Source organism: Enterococcus sp. LJL128 (genome assembly GCF_056924295.1).
Genome location: NZ_JBXPBP010000001.1, coordinates 303,812 through 324,034 on the forward strand (window position 1 = coordinate 303,812; position 20,223 = coordinate 324,034).

At 37.5% G+C, this 20,223-nt stretch carries 21 protein-coding genes; 3 read left to right on the forward strand and 18 right to left on the reverse strand.

The genetic code is table 11. The features are described 5' to 3' along the window. Positions 1-24: 24 nt before the first annotated feature. From AC1Z3K_RS01600 to ulaG, 15 genes are all read right to left on the reverse strand, one after another. Positions 25-1,032 (reverse strand): class I SAM-dependent methyltransferase, encoded by a 1,008-nt coding sequence (locus AC1Z3K_RS01600; protein WP_426082094.1) that lies wholly within the window; start codon positions 1,030-1,032, stop codon positions 25-27. A gap of 222 nt (positions 1,033-1,254) precedes the next feature. Continuing rightward, positions 1,255-1,590 (reverse strand): competence type IV pilus minor pilin ComGG, encoded by a 336-nt coding sequence (gene comGG, locus AC1Z3K_RS01605; RefSeq protein ID WP_426082095.1) that lies wholly within the window; start codon positions 1,588-1,590, stop codon positions 1,255-1,257. Then, positions 1,574-2,056: a competence type IV pilus minor pilin ComGF gene (comGF, locus tag AC1Z3K_RS01610; RefSeq protein ID WP_461731620.1), complete on the reverse strand. Its 483-nt coding sequence runs from the start codon at positions 2,054-2,056 to the stop codon at positions 1,574-1,576. The genes comGG and comGF overlap by 17 nt, the downstream gene beginning before the upstream one ends. Further along, positions 2,019-2,345 (reverse strand): competence type IV pilus minor pilin ComGE, encoded by a 327-nt coding sequence (locus tag AC1Z3K_RS01615; RefSeq protein ID WP_461731621.1) that lies wholly within the window; start codon positions 2,343-2,345, stop codon positions 2,019-2,021. The genes comGF and AC1Z3K_RS01615 overlap by 38 nt, the downstream gene beginning before the upstream one ends. Beyond that, positions 2,320-2,775, reverse strand: coding sequence for a competence type IV pilus minor pilin ComGD (gene comGD / locus AC1Z3K_RS01620; RefSeq protein ID WP_426082098.1), 456 nt, complete (start codon positions 2,773-2,775; stop codon positions 2,320-2,322). Before comGD ends, AC1Z3K_RS01615 begins: the two co-directional genes overlap by 26 nt. After that, positions 2,750-3,073: a competence type IV pilus major pilin ComGC gene (comGC, locus tag AC1Z3K_RS01625; RefSeq protein ID WP_426082099.1), complete on the reverse strand. Its 324-nt coding sequence runs from the start codon at positions 3,071-3,073 to the stop codon at positions 2,750-2,752. The genes comGD and comGC overlap by 26 nt, the downstream gene beginning before the upstream one ends. Next, complete coding sequence (gene comGB / locus AC1Z3K_RS01630) at positions 3,070-4,113, reverse strand: competence type IV pilus assembly protein ComGB (RefSeq protein WP_461731622.1); 1,044 nt, start codon at positions 4,111-4,113, stop codon at positions 3,070-3,072. The genes comGC and comGB overlap by 4 nt, the downstream gene beginning before the upstream one ends. After that, entirely contained in the window at positions 4,067-5,023 is a 957-nt protein-coding gene (gene comGA, locus AC1Z3K_RS01635) for a competence type IV pilus ATPase ComGA (protein ID WP_461731623.1), read from the reverse strand. The genes comGB and comGA overlap by 47 nt, the downstream gene beginning before the upstream one ends. Positions 5,024-5,824: 801 nt before the next feature. Beyond that, positions 5,825-6,505: an L-ribulose-5-phosphate 4-epimerase gene (locus tag AC1Z3K_RS01640; protein WP_426082302.1), complete on the reverse strand. Its 681-nt coding sequence runs from the start codon at positions 6,503-6,505 to the stop codon at positions 5,825-5,827. Between the two features lie 13 nt (positions 6,506-6,518). Further along, on the reverse strand, positions 6,519-7,379 hold the full coding sequence (locus AC1Z3K_RS01645; protein WP_461731624.1) for an L-ribulose-5-phosphate 3-epimerase: 861 nt from the start codon (positions 7,377-7,379) through the stop codon (positions 6,519-6,521). 1 nt (position 7,380) lies between these two features. Next, the gene (locus AC1Z3K_RS01650; RefSeq protein WP_426082105.1) at positions 7,381-8,022 is read right to left on the reverse strand and encodes a 3-keto-L-gulonate-6-phosphate decarboxylase UlaD; all 642 of its coding nucleotides are present in this window, start codon (positions 8,020-8,022) and stop codon (positions 7,381-7,383) included. Between the two features lie 104 nt (positions 8,023-8,126). Beyond that, the gene (locus AC1Z3K_RS01655; protein ID WP_426082106.1) at positions 8,127-8,426 is read right to left on the reverse strand and encodes a PTS sugar transporter subunit IIB; all 300 of its coding nucleotides are present in this window, start codon (positions 8,424-8,426) and stop codon (positions 8,127-8,129) included. 44 nt (positions 8,427-8,470) lie between these two features. Next, positions 8,471-9,940 carry a PTS ascorbate transporter subunit IIC gene (locus AC1Z3K_RS01660; RefSeq protein WP_461731625.1) on the reverse strand — a complete coding sequence of 490 codons (1,470 nt, stop codon included), beginning with the start codon at positions 9,938-9,940 and terminating at the stop codon, positions 8,471-8,473. 15 nt (positions 9,941-9,955) lie between these two features. After that, positions 9,956-10,414, reverse strand: coding sequence for a PTS sugar transporter subunit IIA (locus AC1Z3K_RS01665; protein ID WP_461731784.1), 459 nt, complete (start codon positions 10,412-10,414; stop codon positions 9,956-9,958). Positions 10,415-10,499: 85 nt separating this feature from the next. Continuing rightward, positions 10,500-11,564 carry an L-ascorbate 6-phosphate lactonase gene (gene ulaG, locus AC1Z3K_RS01670; protein ID WP_461731626.1) on the reverse strand — a complete coding sequence of 355 codons (1,065 nt, stop codon included), beginning with the start codon at positions 11,562-11,564 and terminating at the stop codon, positions 10,500-10,502. 201 nt (positions 11,565-11,765) lie between these two features. Here ulaG and AC1Z3K_RS01675 point away from each other — a divergent pair, with 201 nt between their 5' ends. The 3 genes from AC1Z3K_RS01675 (at position 11,766) to AC1Z3K_RS01685 (ending at position 15,368) form a co-directional block, all read left to right on the forward strand. Then, complete coding sequence (locus tag AC1Z3K_RS01675) at positions 11,766-12,527, forward strand: hypothetical protein (protein WP_461731627.1); 762 nt, start codon at positions 11,766-11,768, stop codon at positions 12,525-12,527. 16 nt (positions 12,528-12,543) lie between these two features. Next, positions 12,544-13,314 (forward strand): DeoR/GlpR family DNA-binding transcription regulator, encoded by a 771-nt coding sequence (locus tag AC1Z3K_RS01680; RefSeq protein WP_426082110.1) that lies wholly within the window; start codon positions 12,544-12,546, stop codon positions 13,312-13,314. A gap of 326 nt (positions 13,315-13,640) precedes the next feature. Next, on the forward strand, positions 13,641-15,368 hold the full coding sequence (locus AC1Z3K_RS01685) for a DUF4037 domain-containing protein (RefSeq protein WP_461731628.1): 1,728 nt from the start codon (positions 13,641-13,643) through the stop codon (positions 15,366-15,368). Between the two features lie 619 nt (positions 15,369-15,987). On the opposite strand, the gene rlmN is transcribed toward AC1Z3K_RS01685, so the two are convergent. The 3 genes from rlmN to AC1Z3K_RS01700 all read right to left on the reverse strand — a co-directional run bounded on the left by rlmN (position 15,988) and on the right by AC1Z3K_RS01700 (position 20,109). Continuing rightward, positions 15,988-17,058 (reverse strand): dual-specificity RNA methyltransferase RlmN, encoded by a 1,071-nt coding sequence (gene rlmN, locus AC1Z3K_RS01690; RefSeq protein ID WP_426082112.1) that lies wholly within the window; start codon positions 17,056-17,058, stop codon positions 15,988-15,990. 482 nt (positions 17,059-17,540) lie between these two features. After that, positions 17,541-19,370 carry an FtsX-like permease family protein gene (locus AC1Z3K_RS01695; RefSeq protein ID WP_461731629.1) on the reverse strand — a complete coding sequence of 610 codons (1,830 nt, stop codon included), beginning with the start codon at positions 19,368-19,370 and terminating at the stop codon, positions 17,541-17,543. After that, positions 19,360-20,109 carry an ABC transporter ATP-binding protein gene (locus tag AC1Z3K_RS01700; RefSeq protein WP_426082114.1) on the reverse strand — a complete coding sequence of 250 codons (750 nt, stop codon included), beginning with the start codon at positions 20,107-20,109 and terminating at the stop codon, positions 19,360-19,362. The genes AC1Z3K_RS01695 and AC1Z3K_RS01700 overlap by 11 nt, the downstream gene beginning before the upstream one ends. Positions 20,110-20,223: the final 114 nt, after the last annotated feature.

Below are 20,223 nucleotides of genomic sequence, written 5' to 3' on the forward strand. Positions count from 1 at the left end.
CTCTTTAAATGAATTAAGTAATTTTTATTTTAAATTTGAAGCTTTCCAGGCTTCAAATTGTTGAAAGAACTGAGTGATGTTTTTTGGATCTTTCATTGTCGCCAGCTTGGCAAGAAGGACTTCTTTCGCCTGCACGCTTTCGTTTCCCTTATTTTGGACAATCATGATACTTTTTCTCGATTGTTCAGATTGAAAAAGTTCATTCGGCAATTGAATTAAACCTTGCAAAAATACTTGTTCCTGAATCCATTTTTTTAGATATTGACTCTGGTCTGATTCAAATATATTTGAAGGTACTAAAAATAGCCCAAAGCCGCCGGGCTTCACATAATTCATCGCCTGCTCCATCAACAAATGATGTGCATATGTATGTCCTTTTTCTGAAGCAACAGTAAATTGCTTTGCTTTATCATCATTAGGGTAGTAGCCAATCGGCAGGTCACTGACAGCTGCATCAACTGGATCAATGAGTAAATCTTGTAGACCATCCTGATGAAATAGATGAATATTCGACTTGACTAAGCCATTATTTACTGATGCAACTGCTAATAATGTATCATCAATATCCACACCATAGCCTGTCATCCTATAACCGTTCATCTGCAGATTCACAACCAAGGTTAATAATAGATTGCCCATACCTGATGCAATGTCTAAAATCCGTAAATCCTTTGTTTCAGCAGATAAACTTTCTAATAAGTACATGAACAAATAGCCAATACCGTCTGGTGTTAGCTGATGGTTGGCTTGCAAAGGTTCATCCTTGTTTCCTTTCAGCAGCAAAAGCTGTGTCAAACGACTAAGCTCCTCTGGCTTTAGATCAATCTGTCGAAATTCCTTATAAATCTCTTCCAGTTTCAAAACCGTGGCTTCTTCAGGCTTTCCATCAAGAACTCTGACCGTAAAATCATCTAGAAGATTATCTCCATTTTCAATGTAAGCATCTAAAAAAGAAATATCTAAAGATTTCTTCAGTAAAGTTATTGCTTCTTCCAGCAATTCGAAAGCCTTTTCCATTTTCTCAGAAAACAAAAAAACACCTCAACTTCTTAAAAAATATAACAACTTTCATACCTGTTCTATTTTATCTAAAAAACGCATAATAATCAATCAATTTTATAACATTATTTGTAAATTCAGCATTTACAGTAGAAAAACAGCAGTTTCATGAAAGAAATCTCATTATTTCCATTCAGACTGCTGTTCTGTACCAGTTATTTTCATTTAGATTTTGATACACAATTCACAAACTTTTTACTCTTTATCTTTTTCTGTTTTTTTAACCGCTTCATAGAAGGTATAGGTCGCCCCAGAAGTCTGAACAATCATTGTCATTTTTTGATTCTCTAATTTATAATTGAGTACTCCTTTTGAATAAGTTTTTGTCCCTTGATTATCTTCATTCTGATACTGTCGAAATTCTGATAAAAACATTGAACAGATTACTTTCGCTGTATAAAAGGCTTGTGTCTTTTTTGAATATTGAACAGTTAATTGATAATCCTCTGCGACAATTAAAAATAAGACACCAAATAAATAGAAAAAGAGTAATGCTGTTATCATCGTACTGCCTCTATACCTCTGCTTCATACTCAAGCTCCTTAGGAATAATCCAGCAACCCTTATGATTTCTGCCGTTTTCAAACAATACATCTACCTGTATTCGATTTTCATTTCTAGTAAAAATAGCTCTTTCCACTTTAGTCAGTAGTGGCTGATACCCGTTGTTTGCTGACTTCACTATTTTATTGTATTTAAATTCAATAAGTACCGTGTATTGCTCCTTCTGGTCATACAAGGTTAGCTTTTCACTTTCCAAAGCAGTCAAACTGCACTCTTTCAGTTCATTCTCCAATTGAATTTGAAAGGCATGCCATTCTTTTTCAGAAGCATTGTTTAGACGTCTAGTCAGCAGTTGGGTATGCCGGATATAACCTGAACTAATTATACCGATGAACGAAAAAAGAAATAACGCAAGCAGACATTCCAACAGCGTAAAACCAGATAGCCTCATTCTTTTATTCAATTTCTTCAACCGCAAATGATTCTTCCCCATTTTTAATAGCCGCCTTTACAATTTTCTTATTTTCCAGTGTAATACTTAGCTGATAATAAGTATTATTTCTAAAAATGACTTTGCTAGCTGTTCCACCATAGTTTTCATAATGCCTCACTTCTTCGTAAAGAAGCCGCTTCATCTCCAGTTGTGTTTCCTGTGCTTTTGTTTTTTCTAATAAAAGACTATTCACAGAAAGATAAGTACCAATTATCAGAGTAAGCATCGTTAATGCTAAAAAACTTTCTATAAATAAATAGCCATTATATTTTATGAATTTTTTTGACATATCTTCCATTTCCCATCTGAAACTGAAATTCAATCCTTTCTTTCTTAGAGACCCATTCAAAACTATATTTTGACAATGAGCCATTGTTTCCCGTACCATTTTTAAACACTATTTTTTGAGGTCCCTGAACTACCAGCTCCTCTGGGATATTCAATATTTCCTCCCCATTTGCAGAGGAGAAAATCAATCGGCTTTCTTTCGTATTAAGATAAATGCCTGAATCTCGTTCACTGACAATCGCCATTTGCTGAACATATAGCAGATGCTTTTCAAACCGCATAAAAAACTGTCCCACAATGATATTTTGCTGGCTTTGCTTTAGCAACAATGAGGGCATGCTAATAAGAAATGCAGCTACCAACAGAACCAACAAAGCCTCAATCAGCGTGAAGCCCTGGTATTCTTTACTTATTTGCCTGATATTTATCATATTGCTCCTGTGTAATATAGCCCTCTGAAAGTAAGGTATCCACTGTTGGTGTCTGATCATTTTCTAAACGATAGACATCCATTTGTGTTTCCACGACTTTGATAATCGCTGCATTGCCCTTTTTATCAATATTGTCCTTTTGTCTAGATAAATTTGGAGCAAAAAGCAGAATTAGAACGGAAATGATTAATAAAACGATGAGCATTTCCAAAAGTGTAAAACCTTTTAGCTTTTTTTTACGCAGCTTTTTTTCCATATTATTATTTTTGTGATTTTTTGCTATCTTTTGTTGTTTCATAATGTATCAATCCCTCCATAAATTGGCAGCAGCATTGCTGCATAAATTCCAACTACAGCCAATGCAATAATCAAAAAAATTATTGGCTGAAGCCATTGAATCAGCTTTTCTATTCGCAGAAAGAAGCTTCTCCAGCATATTTCACTATAAATCATTAGCTCTTTTCCTAAGTTTCCCTTAACTTCTCCTTGTTGAATAATTAATGCCAGCTCTTCAGAAAAGAACGGAAAATATTCTAACTGATTGTAGAAAGGTTCCCCTTTTAGCAAACCTCTCTCAATGACTTCGGATAGTTCCCTCATCAGTGATTCATTAAGGAGCCCCTTCATTGTGACAACAATATGCTTAATTTCCATTCCCTGAGAAAAAAGCTTTCCCCATTCCAAAGAAAAAAATGCTGAGGTATATTGAATATAGTATGATCGAAATCCTGGTATTTTTGCTAGAAATACGGCTCTATTAAAAGGAGTCTTTCTTTTAAGCAAAAGGCGAACACTGATAGTCAGTGATATAAGCAGCAGCATACCGCCACCTAAAACATAGGGACTGGCTCTAACAAATTGAATACCAAAATTATCAGTAGTTGTTAGGCCGCTCATCTGAAGCTGGGGCAACAAAAATTGTCTCATACCGATGAGTGCTGCAAATAGGAACAGTAGAAGAATAAATGGATAGATAAGTATCTTTGAAAGGTTCTCTCTCTGTTTTTGCATAATCCCCATATGTTGTTCAATGCCTGTCAAAGTTGCCGCTAGATTTCCATGCCTTTGAGCGAATTCTATTTGAGTGATAATTTCAGAAGAAACCCCCAATTTTACTAAAGATTCGGTTAATTCCTCACCACTTTCCAACCCATCTATGAGAAAATCAATTAATGCTGCCGGCAATACCTTGGCTTTTCTCATAAATGAAAAGCTTTCGTTTAAAGAAAAACCGTTCATTAACAGCTCTGCTAAAAGCTTAAAAAAACCAGAAGACTGTTTTTTAGTTAATTTAGGTTCTTTTTTCTTTGTAATAAATTTCCGTACTGATAAATCCATAAGCCCATACCTTTCTCAATAAATTGTTCCACCCCATTGTTTTTGATTTAGAGAACTGATACTCCATCAGTAAAGCAGGAATCTCCCCCTCAATATCTACCGTCAACAACCGCTGATAGATAATACTTTTTAGGCACTCATCTAGTTCTCTGGTCTGTATGCCCAACTCCAGTAAACGTTCAGTCGCTCCAGTAATGCCCCTGCTGTGTATTGTTGCAAAAACTGTGTGCCCTGTTAGTGAGGCTCTAATGGCTGCTTGAGCAGTTAGTCCGTCCCTGATTTCACCGATTATTAAAATATCCGGTCGATGTCTAAGACAAGCCTTAATCAATGCATCATAGGTCATATCTATTTTATTGTTTGTCTGTAGCTGGAGAAATGTTTCCTCTTCAATTTCCACAGGGTCTTCAATACAAATAATCTGAGCATCTACTCCTGAATTTTTAGCAAGCTTATACATTAAAGTAGTTTTTCCTGAACCAACAGGACCACAAAATAAATGCAGTCCAGCTGCCTTCACCTCTTTACTGACCGTTTCCAACTGTTTAGGCAGCAGGTAATACTCTTTGCTGTCTCCAAAAAAATGTAGAAAACGAATGACTAAGCTTTCTCTTTGCCGGAAATCCCCTACGGAAGATAGCCGAAGCCTGCGTTCTTGTCCCCTAACCTCGTATGTAACTGCTCCAGTCTGTGCCTTTCTCTTTTCACCAACATCCATTTGTCCAATAAACTTAAAATGAAATATTAGCTTCTCTCCATGTTCTTTTGACAGCTGTTTATATTTTTGCCTATGCTGAACTGTTCGAAATAAAATGCTATAGCCTGTCCTTTCAGGTAAGATGTACAGATCCTGAGCTTTATTTTGTACACCCCATTCAATCAGCTCTTTTGAAAATTCTTTAATATCCATAGCTTCCTCCTCAAGATTAAGCTACGCAAAAGAATTCTAAACATGCAAAAAAAGTCTGAAATTAATGAACTTCAGACTTCGGAAGAAATACAGCTCCTATTAAAAAATAAAAATATCCTACTTCTATCTTTGTTTACGAAAAGAGGCGGCAATTGCCGTAATTAGGATAAGCATTTGCCTTTTTCTTCGTACGCATACCATTCCACTAGATGTTCCTACATAAGTGGAACTGGCAGGAGATATCACCTATATTTAATATAATTAGTCGGCAGATAGTGTTTTCAACTGTCTTTTTCAACTGTCTTTTTCAACTCTATTTTTAAGAAATACACTATTTAATCGATTTCTTACTTATCTCTTATTGTCTTTCTGTAAAATATGCAGAATTAGTGCATAAAATAATACAACAGCTACTGCCTGAACAGTAGCTGTTGTATTATAAAGAGATTTAATGCACTATCTTCCCCAAAATAGTTTATTAATACTTGATACCATCATTATACTAAAAATTTTGCTCTCGTGGTTTTCAAAAATTGTCAGATTTATTAAAATTTTTGAGAAAACAAGGCATTTAGCTGAAAGGGTCAGCAAAACGCCTTGATTTTATGCTTAAACAAAGCATTAGATCCCTTACATTATATCAAACAAAAAAATTTATTTCTTCTCAATTTCTTATACCTGAAAGCTATTTCTTTGAGAAATCATACTAAAAATATTAATTATTTTTTTAGTAATAATTAAACGTAATTAATTTGAAATTTTATACAATTCCATCTAATTAAACTATAATCCTTTTTCATTTTATTGTCCATAATAAGCATTTTTACCATGTTTTCTAAAATAATGCTTGTCTAATAAATAGTTAGGAATCGGTTTTATTTTTCCTCCTATCTCCTCGGTTGACTGTGCCATCTCTGCAATTTCATCCAACACGATACTGTTTTCTACTGCTTTCTGAGGTGTTGCTCCCCAGGTAAAAGGTCCATGCCCATAGACAAGAACTCCTGGAACAGCTAGTGGATCAACTGACTGCTGCTGAAACAGTTCAGCAATGACCTTTCCAGTTTCTTTTTCATAGGCTGCTTTGACTTCCTTCTCACTAAGCTGTCTGGTGCAAGGGACTGGACCATAGAAAGTGTCAGCATGGGTTGTTCCATACGCTGGAATTTCTCGGCCGGCCTGCGCCCACATAACAGCATATTTGGAGTGGGTATGTACAACTGCACCAATTTCTAAAAATTCTTTATAGAGAATGACATGAGTTGCCAAATCAGAGGAGGGCTTCATACCCTTTGTCAACATATTTCCATCTAAATCAGTGATCACCATATCTTCTACTGTCATTTTCTCATATGGTACACCGCTGGGTTTGATTACAATCACACCCAAAGTTCGATTAATCTCGCTGACATTGCCCCAAGTCAACTTCACCAGACCTGCTTTTGGCAAAGCCAAATTCGCTTGAAAAACCCGTTCCTTCATTTTTTTAATTACTTCATCTCTCAAAATATCCCGCCTCCTTCAAATAAGGAAATAGAAACTCCTTGGCATCTTCAATCTCTTTTTTAGGGTCTGAACTAGTTTCACTCCACATTTCAATTAGGAATGGTCCGCTGTATCCAAGACGTTTCAAGGTTTTCAAGCATCCTGAAAAGTCGACACAGCCTGTACCAAATGGAACTCCCTTGAATTTTCCATCAAAATCTGCTGTTACTGCCAGTGTATCCTTCAAATGAATAGCCGATATCTGGCTGATTCCTGCTTCTAATTCATAACCGACATCATTTTCCGACCATGCAGAAAGATTGCCTAAATCTGGATAAACCTGTAAATAAGGCGAGGGAATTTGCTTTTTAATCTTCAGAAATTTAGAAATGGAATTGATAAAAGGATCATCCATAATTTCAATAGATAAAACCACTTCTTTTGCTGCTGCTAACGTAACAGCTTTTTTTAAATTTTCAATAAAATAATTTCGGGAAGCAATTGTCTTCTCTTCGTAATACACATCATAGCCCGCTAGCTGAATTGTTCGAACACCTAAATCAGAAGCTAAATCCACTGCCTGAGCCATAATTTCCAGTGCTTTTTTTCTTGCGCTTGCATCTTTCGATCCGAAAGGAAACCGCCGGTGTCCGCTCAAGCAAATAGATAGTATTTTAACTCCGGTATCATGAACTGCATCAATGACTTCTTTCCTTTGCTTTTTATCCCAAGTCAATCGGTCTAATCGTTCATCTGTTTCATCTATAGACATTTCTACAAAATCAAACCCCAGCTCTTTAGCAAGAATCAACCGCTCTACCCAGCTGATTCCTCTAGGGAGCGCCTTCTCATAAATTCCTAAAGTGGTCATTCTACTCCCCCCAAATACGCTTAATTTCATCTTTAAAAGCCTGAGCAGCCTGTTTAGGATCTTTTGCTGAGGTAATTCCTCTCCCGGTAATAAATGTGTAGACAGCTACGCCTTCAAAAAGTTTTAAGGTTTCTACCTCTAAGCCTCCAGTAACAGATACTCTAAAGCCCATATCTATCAGCTTTTTAACTTTAGTCAGATCCTTTTCTCCCCAAGTTTCTCCTGCAAAAAGAGCATCCCTGCTTTGATGATAGATGGCTTGTGAGATGCCGGCATCCAGCCATTGCTGTGCTTGTTCAAAGGTCCAGTCGCCATAAAGCTCTACTTGAACTTCTCCAACTTGCTCAGCTGCAGCTTTCATAGTAGGGATTGTTGCACAGCATATAACAGTCATCCAATCCGCACCCGCATCGGCACAGTTCTTTCCAACCGTTCCTCCGGCATCAGCACATTTTGTATCTGCAATCACTCGCTTATCCGGGTATAGCGCCCGTATGCAGCGAATCGCTTCCTCTCCTGCTTGTAAGCAGAGAATCGTTCCTACTTCTACTATATCTACAACTTCTCCAACTTTTACGATGTCAGCTAATGCACTGGCTAGATCTGAATGATCTAACGCAACTTGTAAATTTGGTCTGCTCATATTAATTTTCCTCCCGCTCTAGTTTAAGAGCGCAGGATACGAAACAAATCTATCCCGCGCTCATTTCTAATCCAGCCTTTTTATAAATTTAGAAGCTTTCTGTTTTACTTATAGGTCGCTTCTAAATCCGTTTCCTGTACTTTTTCTTGTACCTCTTTTGCAGACATGACATTTTTGATTCCTATCACAGTCACACCCTTTTCCTTTACAGCATCGAACATATGCAGAAAATTCATAGGTGTAAATACTACATCATACTGCATAGCTGAACTTTTTCCCTCTGCAATTGAACAATGATGAATTTTTGTGATTTCAAAGCCAAGCTCTTTCAAGCCTTTTTCTACACTTCTCATCATCATCAAGCTTGTTCCTGATCCATTTGCACACGATACTAATACTCTCATTATTATTTCCTCCTATTAATTATAGTTAGTGTTTTTCCTTTAATTTAAGCTGCCATCTTTTTTACATACTCATCATAATCTTCAGCAATCAGGAAATAGCCTTCCGGATTCGCACGATACTGAAGCTGCGGAATGGCTAGTAGAAGCAGAACAACTACTGCAATACCAAAATAGCCAAGGAATTTCATCAGTAATGTAGCAATTGGCCAAACTGTCGCCCAGTCAAACATGCCTAAATACCCGCCATACTGTGCCAGTCCTACAAATGAAGCAATTAGAGCGGAACCAACAACCTGTATAATCCCAGAGATAAATGGGAAAATACAAGCAGCTTTTACTCCTCCACGGTTATTTGAAAACAGAGCAATCGCTGCATTGTCAAAGAATAGCGGAATAAATCCGGCAATTACAATGACTGGTGACTTAAATAAAATTAATAAGCCGATGGTTACAAACTGTCCTAATGCGCCAAACAGGAAGCCAATTGTTACCGCATTGGGCGAACCAAAGGCTAGTGAGGCAGAAACATCTATGCCGGGAACAGCTCCTGGCAGCAACGTATTAGAAATTCCTTGGAAGGATTGCGTCAGTTCATCCACGAAGGTCCGAACCCCTAACTGCAGAATTGCCAGATAAACGGCGAAGTACAAGGATGTTTGTAAAATATAGAAGAAAAAGCTTTGCCCTTCAACCATAAATTCAGCTTGAATCAGATAGTCTTGCCCCAATATAACCATAATTATTCCAAAGAAAAACAGCATCAAAATGGATGTGGAGACCATATTTTCATTGAAAATGGAAAGGAAGCCTGGAAACTTAATGTCTTCAATTCGTTTATTGTTCTCTCCTTTTTTCATTTTTTCAGCTAAGCGGGCAAAAATGTATATTCCAAACATTTGTTGATGGGCAATGGCAAAGCCAGCCCCTTCAGTCAGCTCCTGTGTGATTCCTACGGTCAAATTGGAACCAACTGCCCAATAACAACCTAGAACCAGTCCCATTACCAACAGGATTTCTATACGGCCTAAATCCGGGAAACAGAAGAGTAACAGCCAAAAGGCGGTTGCCGCCTGCTGAATCTGAACATTTCCTGTGGTAAATACGGCTCTTAATTTTGTATACTTTTTGAAACGAACCAGCAAAATGTTCATAACAAAGGCAATTAACAGTAAAATCATCGTATCACTGAAGGTCCGCCCAAAGGTCTCTTCAATTCCAGCGGTAACTGCATTTTGTCCGAAATAAGGATCGATAACCATGGCGTCTAAATCGAAACGTTCTTTTAGTCCAACAAGGATTGGCCGAAAATTATTAACCAGTCCGCCGGAACCAACAGACAAAATCAGATACCCTACAGTCGCCTTTAAGAAACCTGCGATACTTTCATAAATCGGTTTCTTCAATAATACATAACCTAATAACACAATAAATCCAATAAGAAACGCAGGCTGCGTAAGAATGTTTGCAGCAAAATAGTCCCAAATTCCTAGTAAAAAATCTAAAACCTGATCCATTTTATCCCCTCTTTCTTATAATTGATATTTTTCCATAACTCCTTGATAATCTGCCAGTGAGTTTGTCGCAGATAAATCTTCAATCAAGCCTTCTACCATCAGCAGCTCAGATAAATTCGCAATATTTTCCATATGTTCTTCCGGATTTTTAGCTGCCAGTGTAAAAAATAAACAGGCATTTTTTTCCGGATTTCCCTCTTCAAATACAACGTCTGCCGGCATTTTTGTAAAGGAAATAGCTGTCCCAAAGACCCCTTTACTTTTTTCTGAAGAGTGCGGCATAGCCACCCCTGGCACAATAACGATGTAAGGACCAAATTCTTTAACACAGGCAATAATTTCTTCTACATAAGTCTGATTGATGATTTTCTTCTCAATTAGATTATCGCAGCTAATCTGGACTGCCTCTTCCCAATTTCCCGGCTTTTTTTCGCTAAAACGTACTAAATCATTTTCATAGAAATACTTCAGCATCATGTATCCCCTTCCATTTTTTATTTTTAAACAATCGGGAGGAATTTTTTGTTTTCCATCCCGATTTCTTTTATTTATATGCTTTTTACAGGAATGATGGGAATGGCGTATCATTCTCCACAGCAAAGACATCTTCAAATCCCCGATAAAAATTAAATTCCAGTTTGTCTTTATCATTAGGATAAGTAAATTTACCACCTACTTGCCAGATGAATGGTTTAAATTGGTAGTCTAAACGATCTTTCTTAAATTTCCAGATTTCCGTGATTTCTTTCGGATCTGCCATAAAGTTCGCCCAGATGTCGTAATGAACTGGAATTACTACCTTTGCATTTAGTGATTCGGCCATCCTAAGCATATCAACAGATGTTACTTTATCTGTAATTCCTCTTGGATTTTCACCATAGGCGCCTAAGCAAACGTCAATTTTATGTTCATTGCCGTGTTTAGCAAACATATTGGAATAGTGGGAATCTCCTGCATGATAGATATTGCCGCCGCTGGTTTCAAATAAATAATTTACTGCAATCTCATCCATATCCTGAGGCATTTTTCCCTTTAATGTTACTTCAGGATCTTCACAAGTTACCAGCGCTGTCCGGTCAAATGCTTCCAATGCGGCTACTTCAACATCTTTCACTTTAATGCGGTCCCCTGGTCTGACAACTATTGTCTTTTCTTTTGGAATTCCCCATTCCAGCCAAGTATTTACAACCTCTTGCGGTCCGATAAACGATGCCTCCGGGCAATTCTGATGGACTGCTGCAGCCGTATTAATATCCAGATGATCTGAATGGATATGGGTTACAACTAATGCATCTACATTCTTTACCGCAAATGGATCAATAACAAATGGCTGAGTTCGTAGATTCGGCTGCATGTTTTCACATCCGCTCATCCGCATCATTTGATGTCCTTTTTTCATCTTACCGTCTCCGTGTGTACGTTTACCTGTTCCACACCATAAATCACAAAGTATATTCGTCCCTTCATGTGATTTTAGCCAGATTCCCGTACAGCCTAGCCACCACATCGCAACTGTTCCTTCTTTAACATCTTCTTTTTCTATTTCTTCGTTTAAATAAGTGCCCCACTCTGGAAATGTACTTAAAATCCAGCTCTCTTTTGTTACATCATGAATTGTCGCCATACGCTGCCTCCTAATTTTTCACGTTTGTTTTCGTTTACAAATTTATTCTACAACAAAATCAAGCGTTTTCAATCTTTTTTTATGAGCATTTCATGTTTTTAAGAACGTTTGACCATTTTTTTAATATTTTTTGAGCATTTAATCATTTTTTAGTGCAAATTAAGATTGTTTTATGATAGTATAATGTTTGAGGTGAGAATCATGAGAAAAATATTGTGGACTGTCTTTCATTCTGGGAAAAAACTACTACTCTGGAGTATTTACAGTATCTTTGCCGGTTATATCATCTATTTAGCAGCTACATCTCCTAAACTGGAATCTAAATTGTTTTTTTCAGTTGTTGGTATTGCTGCTTTAGCTGTCACACTTCTGTTTGAATATCTAAAAAGAAGCTATGAAAAAATGATCTGCGCACTAACTTTCGATTGTGATATTATCAAAGCAGAGCAATTGAAGAAACAGCTGTATAAAGCTGATTTGTTCAAGGGCTTTACTGGTTCCCTTCGTATCTTCGATGCCTTATTACTAATGGATAAAGGTCATTATAATGAATGTCTGGAGCACTTAGCAAAGAACGAAAAATTTTTCCGCTCGACCTTTGACTACCTTTTTATTTATTACCATACACAACTTCACTGCTTTTATTTTTTAGAGGAATTTGAAAAAGCAGATACAGCGCTAGAATCGCTTACTAAGTTAAAACAACTAAAAACAAAGCAGGTTAGTCCCCTTTATTCTTGGTCAGAAATTGAGGGAATAAAGTATTATGTTCAAGGTAGAAATAAAAAGAGCCTAGAAGCCTTTGAACAGGTTGACACTAGTCGACTAAATAATCGGGAACTCGCTTATCTCTACTATATGCAGGGCCGCAGCACTGTTAAGTCTGGTGCAGTGTCCGATGGAAACCGTTTGCTGAAGGAAGCTCGAACGCTGGGAAACACTTTGCACTTAACGACTATATGAACAGGGAGAGATTTTTATGAAGAGTTCCTACAAGACAATTCAGGAGAGAAGAGAGCGTATTCTTGACTTGCTAAAAACCGCTGCTTCCTCTATATCAATTAAAGAAATTAGCGAGCAGCTGGCAGTGTCAGAAGTTACAATTCGCCGCGACTTGACTGCACTTGAAAAAATGGGTCAGGTGATACGGGAACACGGCAAGGCAAAGATAATTCAAAAAGAAAATGAGCAGCTTTACAACAAAGAATTGGAAATACTTAAATGTTTAATTGCCCAAAAAGCTGCTGAATTTGTTAGCGAGGGAGATACACTTTTTATTAATACTAGCTCTACCGCTCTCGCTGCCATTAAAAAGCTGGAAGAAAAACGCGTAACTATTGTCACAAACAATGTGAAGGTTGCCAATATTGATCATCATCCTAATTCGACTGTTATTCTTTCAGGCGGGGAAATCCGTTTTCCTAAAGAAGCATTGGTTGGGGATATCGCCATTGAATCCTTTTCAAAGATGTCATCTGATATTTCTATTATCGGCTGTTCAGGGTTAAGCTTAGAGGATGGTATCACTACTCCCGTTCTCCATGAAGCTAAGATTAATTCTTTAATTATTGAGCGAACCCGCGGACCGGTCATTGTTGTTGCAGATTATCGAAAAATTGGTTTTTCATCTAACTTTACCAGCGGAAATATTAAGGATATTGATTACTTAATTACAGACACCTTTGCCTCTCCTGAAGCCATTAACGCAATAGAAAAAGAAGGGGTTCATGTTATTCAGGTAGAGGTTTGATTAAGCATAGAAAGACTGTCACATAGATAAAAACTGCTGAATGCTCTAGACAGCTCAGCAGTTTCTATCTGTTTAAATAAGAATAAAACCTGCACAAAATTATCGTTGTAGTCTTCATACCTATTTCACTGGTATCATTTATAACCTGTTTAAATGAGCAAAATTAAAGTTATTCAACGTTTCTACTCTTAGGAATATTTACAGAGAAGTTTTTTTGAGCTATGATATTAAGTAAGCGCTACCATTAATTGTACTAGTGCGTATTATCGGGATATTCGGGCAAGTTTCATAGTTTTCAAGAGCTAAAAAAGGAGTAGTGAAGGCTGATGAGTAATAGTATAGAAGAACATTTGGCTCAAGCGCACAGCTATTGGCGTGAAGGAAACGAAAAAGAAATGCTGATTCCGCTGGAAAAAGCATTAGCTGCGGCAAAGCAGGAACAGAAAATAGCAAAAACAATTGAGATACTTAATGAATATGGAGGTGCACTGCGTGTTACCGGCAATTATCCAAAGGCTGTTGAAGCATTGACTGAAGCATTGGATTTAATTGACTGGTTCTATTCCCGTCATTCAGAAGCTTACGCCACTACGTTGACAAATTTGGCAAATGTTTTAAGAGCACAGGGCTCACTAGTAAAATCCGAAAAAATATTTTTACAAGCAAAAGAACTATACGAAAACCTAAATCTATTTGATTATCCTTATGCTAGTCTGTGCAATAATCTTTCTCTTGTTTATCAAAATATGGGTGAGTACAAACAAGCCTATCAACTGTTGATGAATGCTGTTGAACTTATTAAAGATTCACCGCGGTTAGCTGTTCCTTTGGCAATCAGCTACAACAATCTTTTTGAAATTTGTAAACAAACGAAACAGCCGGAGGCAGAATCCTATTTGGTTTTAGCAGAAGAGCTTCTGAGAAATACAGTAGGCAAAAAACATCCGTTGTATGCAGTTATACTTAATAATATGGCCAGTGTTTTTTATAAACGAGGGGAGTTTTCTAAAAGCCTAAGTCTTTATGAGGTCAGTCAGAAATTGATTAGGGACACCTACGGTGAAGAAAGCAGGGATTATCAGGCAGTTACAGGACATATTCAAACACTGAATAGTATCTTAAAAAAAGAAGCTATCGCTGAAGCGGCTTCTTCCATCCCTTGTGAAACGGACAGAGGTGGTTATGGAATGGAGGCTGCCCGGCATTTTTTTGAAACTGAAATACTAGCGCTGTTTCAGAATAAATTACCAGAGATTTTCCCCTTCTGTGCTTTTGGATTAGTCGGTCAGGGGTCTGAATGCTACGAATTTGATGATGCCTATTCGCGAGATCATGACTTCAAAACAAGATGCTGCTTATGGCTGCCGCGACAAAAATATCTAGAATATATCGATGAAATAACTACTATATCTTCGTCGCTGACAGCTCAACTGGATGTCTATTCTATTGAAGAATTTTATAAGAATTTCACCTTGTGTGATTCAGTTCCACAAACCATTCAGGAGTGGCTGCGTATTCCTCAGGATTTTCTTTCTATCGCTACTAATGGTCAGGTTTTCATGGATAATTTAGGACAGTTCACCGCCTTTAGAAAACAGTTACTAGCCTATTATCCCGAAGATATCCGCCTCAAAAAAATGGCCTATTGCTGTAATAAAATTGCACAATCAGGACAATATAACTATTTTCGATGTCTAAAAAGAAACAATCAAATTGGTGCGCAGGCTGCACTAGGAGAATTTATTCACTACTATAGCGAATGCGTCCATCTAATCAACAGACGATATTTACCTTTTTACAAATGGGTAGAACGTTCCCTTTCCAGCTGTCCTCTTTTTGGTCAAGAAACTACGGACGATTTAAATCTGCTGCTGGTCAATAAAGAGAATAATCAAGAAGAGCTGATAGAAACTATGTGCAGACGCTTAGTCAGCTATTTCAATGCAGAAGGTCTTTCTCAATCTAATGTTAGCTTCTTAACCTACCAGGCAGAAGAAATAATGGAAAAAATCAAAAATCCTCAGCTAAAAAGAGGAAATTCATGGGTATTATAAGGACACTAAAAACTAAGAAAAGAACTTACCAGAAAAGCAGTTACTCTGGATTTATTTTAGTTTTAGGCTAAGGAAAATATCGGTGGAAAAGCCCTTTGTCAGAGTCAGTTGGCAAATTTCATTTTCTCAAAAAACTCTCAATGGCACCTCTATTCGAAGAATGACAAGCAAAAAACACTTTCATAGAAACTTATTTACGCGGAGAATATTGCACTTATTCAGAAACAACTCTTGCTTTGCTTTAAACTGTCTATCTTATACGCCTATAATACTGGAGAGAATTTAGTCACTCGTTTAGCCAATTTACACAAGCAGCTCGTATAGAACGCAGAATGAGTGACTAAGTACTAAACATTAAAAAGCCGGAATATACTGAAAATAGGAACTAAGGTGAGAGCCTTAAGCAACTATTCTCAATATATTTTCGGCTTCTTTCTAATGGAACTGCTTTTTCGTCTATCATTCTCCCTGCATACCTTTTCGCTGCTGGAGTCCTGAGGCAGTATGAATCATTGGAATACCGTTTATACAATTTTTAAGGACTGGAACATCATCAATTTGACGAATGTTTCAGTCCCCGCTTGTTAATTTATCTTTTTTGAATAGTAACTATGCCGCCTTATTTAGCTGCTTTTTCTTTTTTTATTTGCTTACTACGCAATTGTCCACAGGCAGCATCGATATCTGTGCCATGCTCTCTGCGAATAACACAGTTAATTCCATTTTTCTTGAGCACATCATAAAATGCCAGCACGTCAGCTTTATCACTGCGGCTGTACTGATCATGTTCGCTTACAGGATTATAAGGAATCAGATTTACATAGGTTAGCTTTTTCTTATTCTTCAGCAAATCTGCCAGCTGCTGAGCATGTTCTTTTCGGTCATTCACATGGTTCAGCATAATGTATTCAAAGGTAATCCTCCGATTCGTTTTTTCCAGATACTCATCGACTGCTTCCATCAGTTTCTCAATCGGAAAGCTGCGGTTAATTCGCATGATGGATGTACGAACATCATTATTTGGTGCATGTAGGGAAATCGCGAGATTAACCTGCAAACCATTATCGGCAAATTCTTTGATTTTCGGTACTAGACCGCTTGTTGAGACGGTAATATGACGTGCTCCAATAGCCAAGCCCTTGGCATCGTTGATTGTATGCAGAAAGTTCATCAGGTTGTCATAGTTATCAAATGGCTCACCGATTCCCATCACGACAACGTGGCTCACTCGTTCATCCTGTCCGCGCTCATCAAAATAGTGCTGAACCTCCATAATCTGTGCAACTATTTCTCCAGCTGTTAAATCCCGCTGCTTTTTCAATAACCCACTGGCACAGAAGGTACAGCCAATATTACAGCCAACTTGCGTAGTCACACAAACAGACAGACCATATTCTTGGCGCATCAAAACTGTCTCAATCATGTTTTTATCCGGCAGCTCAAACAAGTATTTTACTGTTCCATCCTTTGACTCCTGAATAATTACCTGTCGCAAAGGATTAATAATAAAGTTTTCTTCTAGTATAGTAATTAAATTTTTAGATAAATTCGTCATTTCACTAAACGTGCGTACACGTTTTATGTACAGCCATTCCCAAACCTGTGTAGCCCGGAACTTCTTTTCACCGTTTTCAATAAACCAGTTGATCAGCTCTTCTTTAGTCAACCCGTAAATGGATATCTTTTCCACTAGTTTTCCTCATTTCATCAAGACTTCGATTCATACTATAACCCATTCTTTCTTGCATTGCAACAGCTCTCTTATTTTCAAGATAGGAAAAAGAAGAGGTTAAGCCAAAGTGTTTTGCTTCAAGAACCAGGCAGATACTGTTCAACATCAGCTCATACATCACTGTGTTTTTCAGCAATAAACCATACTAAACGAAAATAGCTACATTTCCAATATAGTATGGCTTATTTTTGAAGAGGCGGTTTTTGACCGCCATTATTTTGGTCCCAGACATACTGAGAATCTGGGAATTTATATTGTTCCAAGCCCGCCCTTGCCTCAGATACCTGATGATTTAAAAAAAACACTTTCAGAAAAACCAAAGAACACAGCCTGTTCACCCAGTACCAGCAAAAAAAGTAGCGCTAGCGTTCATAACCTTTGGGGAAAAGCTTCTTTTGTAAAAAACGCTTAAATTCAACCACTAACATGTTGGCAGCCAATTAGGCTTGAATAAGCCGATAGACTTTTTTAAAGTAGAAGATTCTCGCAATTAGATAGTAGGCGGCCTGGATCAAAATGAATACACCCAATACCTGCCAACCTGCCAGCTGCATTCCCTGATTAAATATATGATACATGGCTGTCAGTGCAACCGCACCATGTATAACTGAAACAATAATTGGTGTAAAGAAGAGAATAGCCACCTGCTGATTGATCATTTTTTTCAATTCTTTTTTCGTTAATCCCATTTTGTAAATCATTCTGAACTTCTCTACATCGACATCCATATCACTGTATAAGCGGAAGTAAAGGAAGCTTCCGGCAGAGACAAAGAAGACAATTCCAATGAAAATACCTACAAATAAAATGGGTTTATAGCTGTCTAAAATCATTTGTGTAGAATAGGTTTTTGCAGAAAACTGATAATTACCTTCCTGAGATTTTCCCAGATCAATTAATTCTTCTCGTGAAAGATCCTGCGGCTGCCAAACTGTTCCCTGAGTGTAACCCAATGTATCTAAGTCAGTCGCATCAGGGACAACAACTGTTGTACTGAATACTGGCAAAATAGTTTCTTTTTCCTGCTTCTGTACTGCTAAAAGCTGTTGATTTGGCAATTGAACCTGAGTGACCGCTTCTGGTTCATTTCCTGAACCAAACTCTGTATCAAATAACAGTTGAATTGCTTGTCCGTTAACCACTATCTTGGGTTGTCCCGCAATTTCTGCCAACCGATTGTAGTCACTTTCTTTAATAAAGTTTACATGGTTCTGATCCGTATATGTCTTATAGTCACCCCGTTGCACCTGAATGCTTTTTTGCTCCAATAATGCGGAAAAGGCAGTATCAATCGGTGCTGTTTCTGCTGTTTCACCAGATAGCTGAAATTCATACGGCATAGAATCAACTGACCCTAAAATCATTTGTTGAAAGCTGTAAAGGGTCCCAATAGCCGCAAAAGCAACTGTTGAAATGATTGATACGAGAAAGAAGGAGCGAGCATTATCTTTCATACGAAAGGCCAAATCCGAAAAGACAACCATGTTGGTTTTCTTCCAAAAAATCTGTCTTTTACTCTTCAGCTTTTCAATACTCCAGACACTGAGTTGATTGAACAGAAATCTCGTTCCCAAAACAACCAGAAAAATCACCGGCAGCATAACTATTGGAACCAGCTGACCTGGTGACAGCAGCGCTACACCATAACCGATGCCAATTAGTATAATTGCTAATAATCCTTTGATAAATGAACCCTTGATTGTCCCTTTTCCCATATCTCCAGCTTTCAGTAACGTCTGTAGCTTGAGCTTTGGTAAACGAAACTGAATGAAAAAAGAAATAGCTAAAAATAAAATGGAAAAAGAGATTAGAGTTATTATCATTGCCTGTAATGGAAAATAGAAACTAAGACTAACATGTATCAGCTTGTTGCTGAGGAATAAAATCAACTGGGAAAAACCTACTCCTACAATACTGCCAATAATTGTTGCAAAAAAACCAATAACTAGATTTTCAATAAAAATCATGCGTTTCAGTTGTTTAGGGCTCATGCCCTGAATCATTAATACCCCGAATTCTTTCTTACGCGATTGAATAAACACATCCATCGAATACAGTACAAAGAAAAAAGAAAAGCCATAAATGATAATTGCCGCAGCCATCATCCCTTTTTGGGCACTGGCATTTAATCCATCAGATAATGCCGGATGAAAAGCAAAACCAGTAAAGGTGAAAAAAACCATCACAGCAAATAGTGTGCTTAGGAAATAGGCTAAATACAGCCGTCTGTTTCTGATTGTATTGCGGATTACAAATTGACTAAAACTCATTCTCAACACCTTCAATCATTGCAAGATTGGTCATAATCTCATCATAGAATTGTTTTTGTCCTTGCTGTTGTTTGATTTCACCAACCAATTCACCATCCTTGATGAACACAATTCTTTGGCAATAGCTGGCTGCCAAAGGATCATGGGTAACCATCAGAATAGTTGCCTGCTCTCCTCTATTCAGCTGCTGTAGGAGCTTCATTACATCTTTAGAGGATTTAGTATCCAGATTCCCCGTCGGTTCATCAGCCAGCAACAGCTGCGGCTGATGAATCATCGCTCTAGCAACAGCCACACGCTGTGCCTGTCCGCCGGATATTTCTCCAATCCGTTTTGTTAATAATGGTGCAATACCTAATTTTTCAGCTAGCTGGTGCAATTTTCTCTTCATCACATTAATTTTTTCACCATCTAAAGTTAAAGGCAAAACAATATTTTCTTCCACAGTCAAAGTAGGCATCAGGTTAAAGCTCTGAAAAATAAAGCCCAGCTCCCGCCGTCTAAATTTAGCGATTGCCTCCTGATCCAGTTTATGAGGGTTTTTGCCGTTCAATACTATTTCTCCAGAAGTAGGCTGGTCAATTGTCGCCAACAGATTTAAAAATGTACTTTTACCACTGCCGGAAGGTCCCATAATTCCGATAAATTCTCCATCCTCAACAGTTAAATCAAGCCCTTTTAATGCTTGATATTTGATTTCATCACCATATGTTTTACTTAAATTTTTAACTTGCAGCATTTTTAATCACTCCATTTCTTTCTACTTCATTCTATGAAAATCTGGTCTTTTTAACAATTGAAAGGAATAACATTGTGCTTACATTTTTGTCATATTCACTTGTAAAGCCGTAAA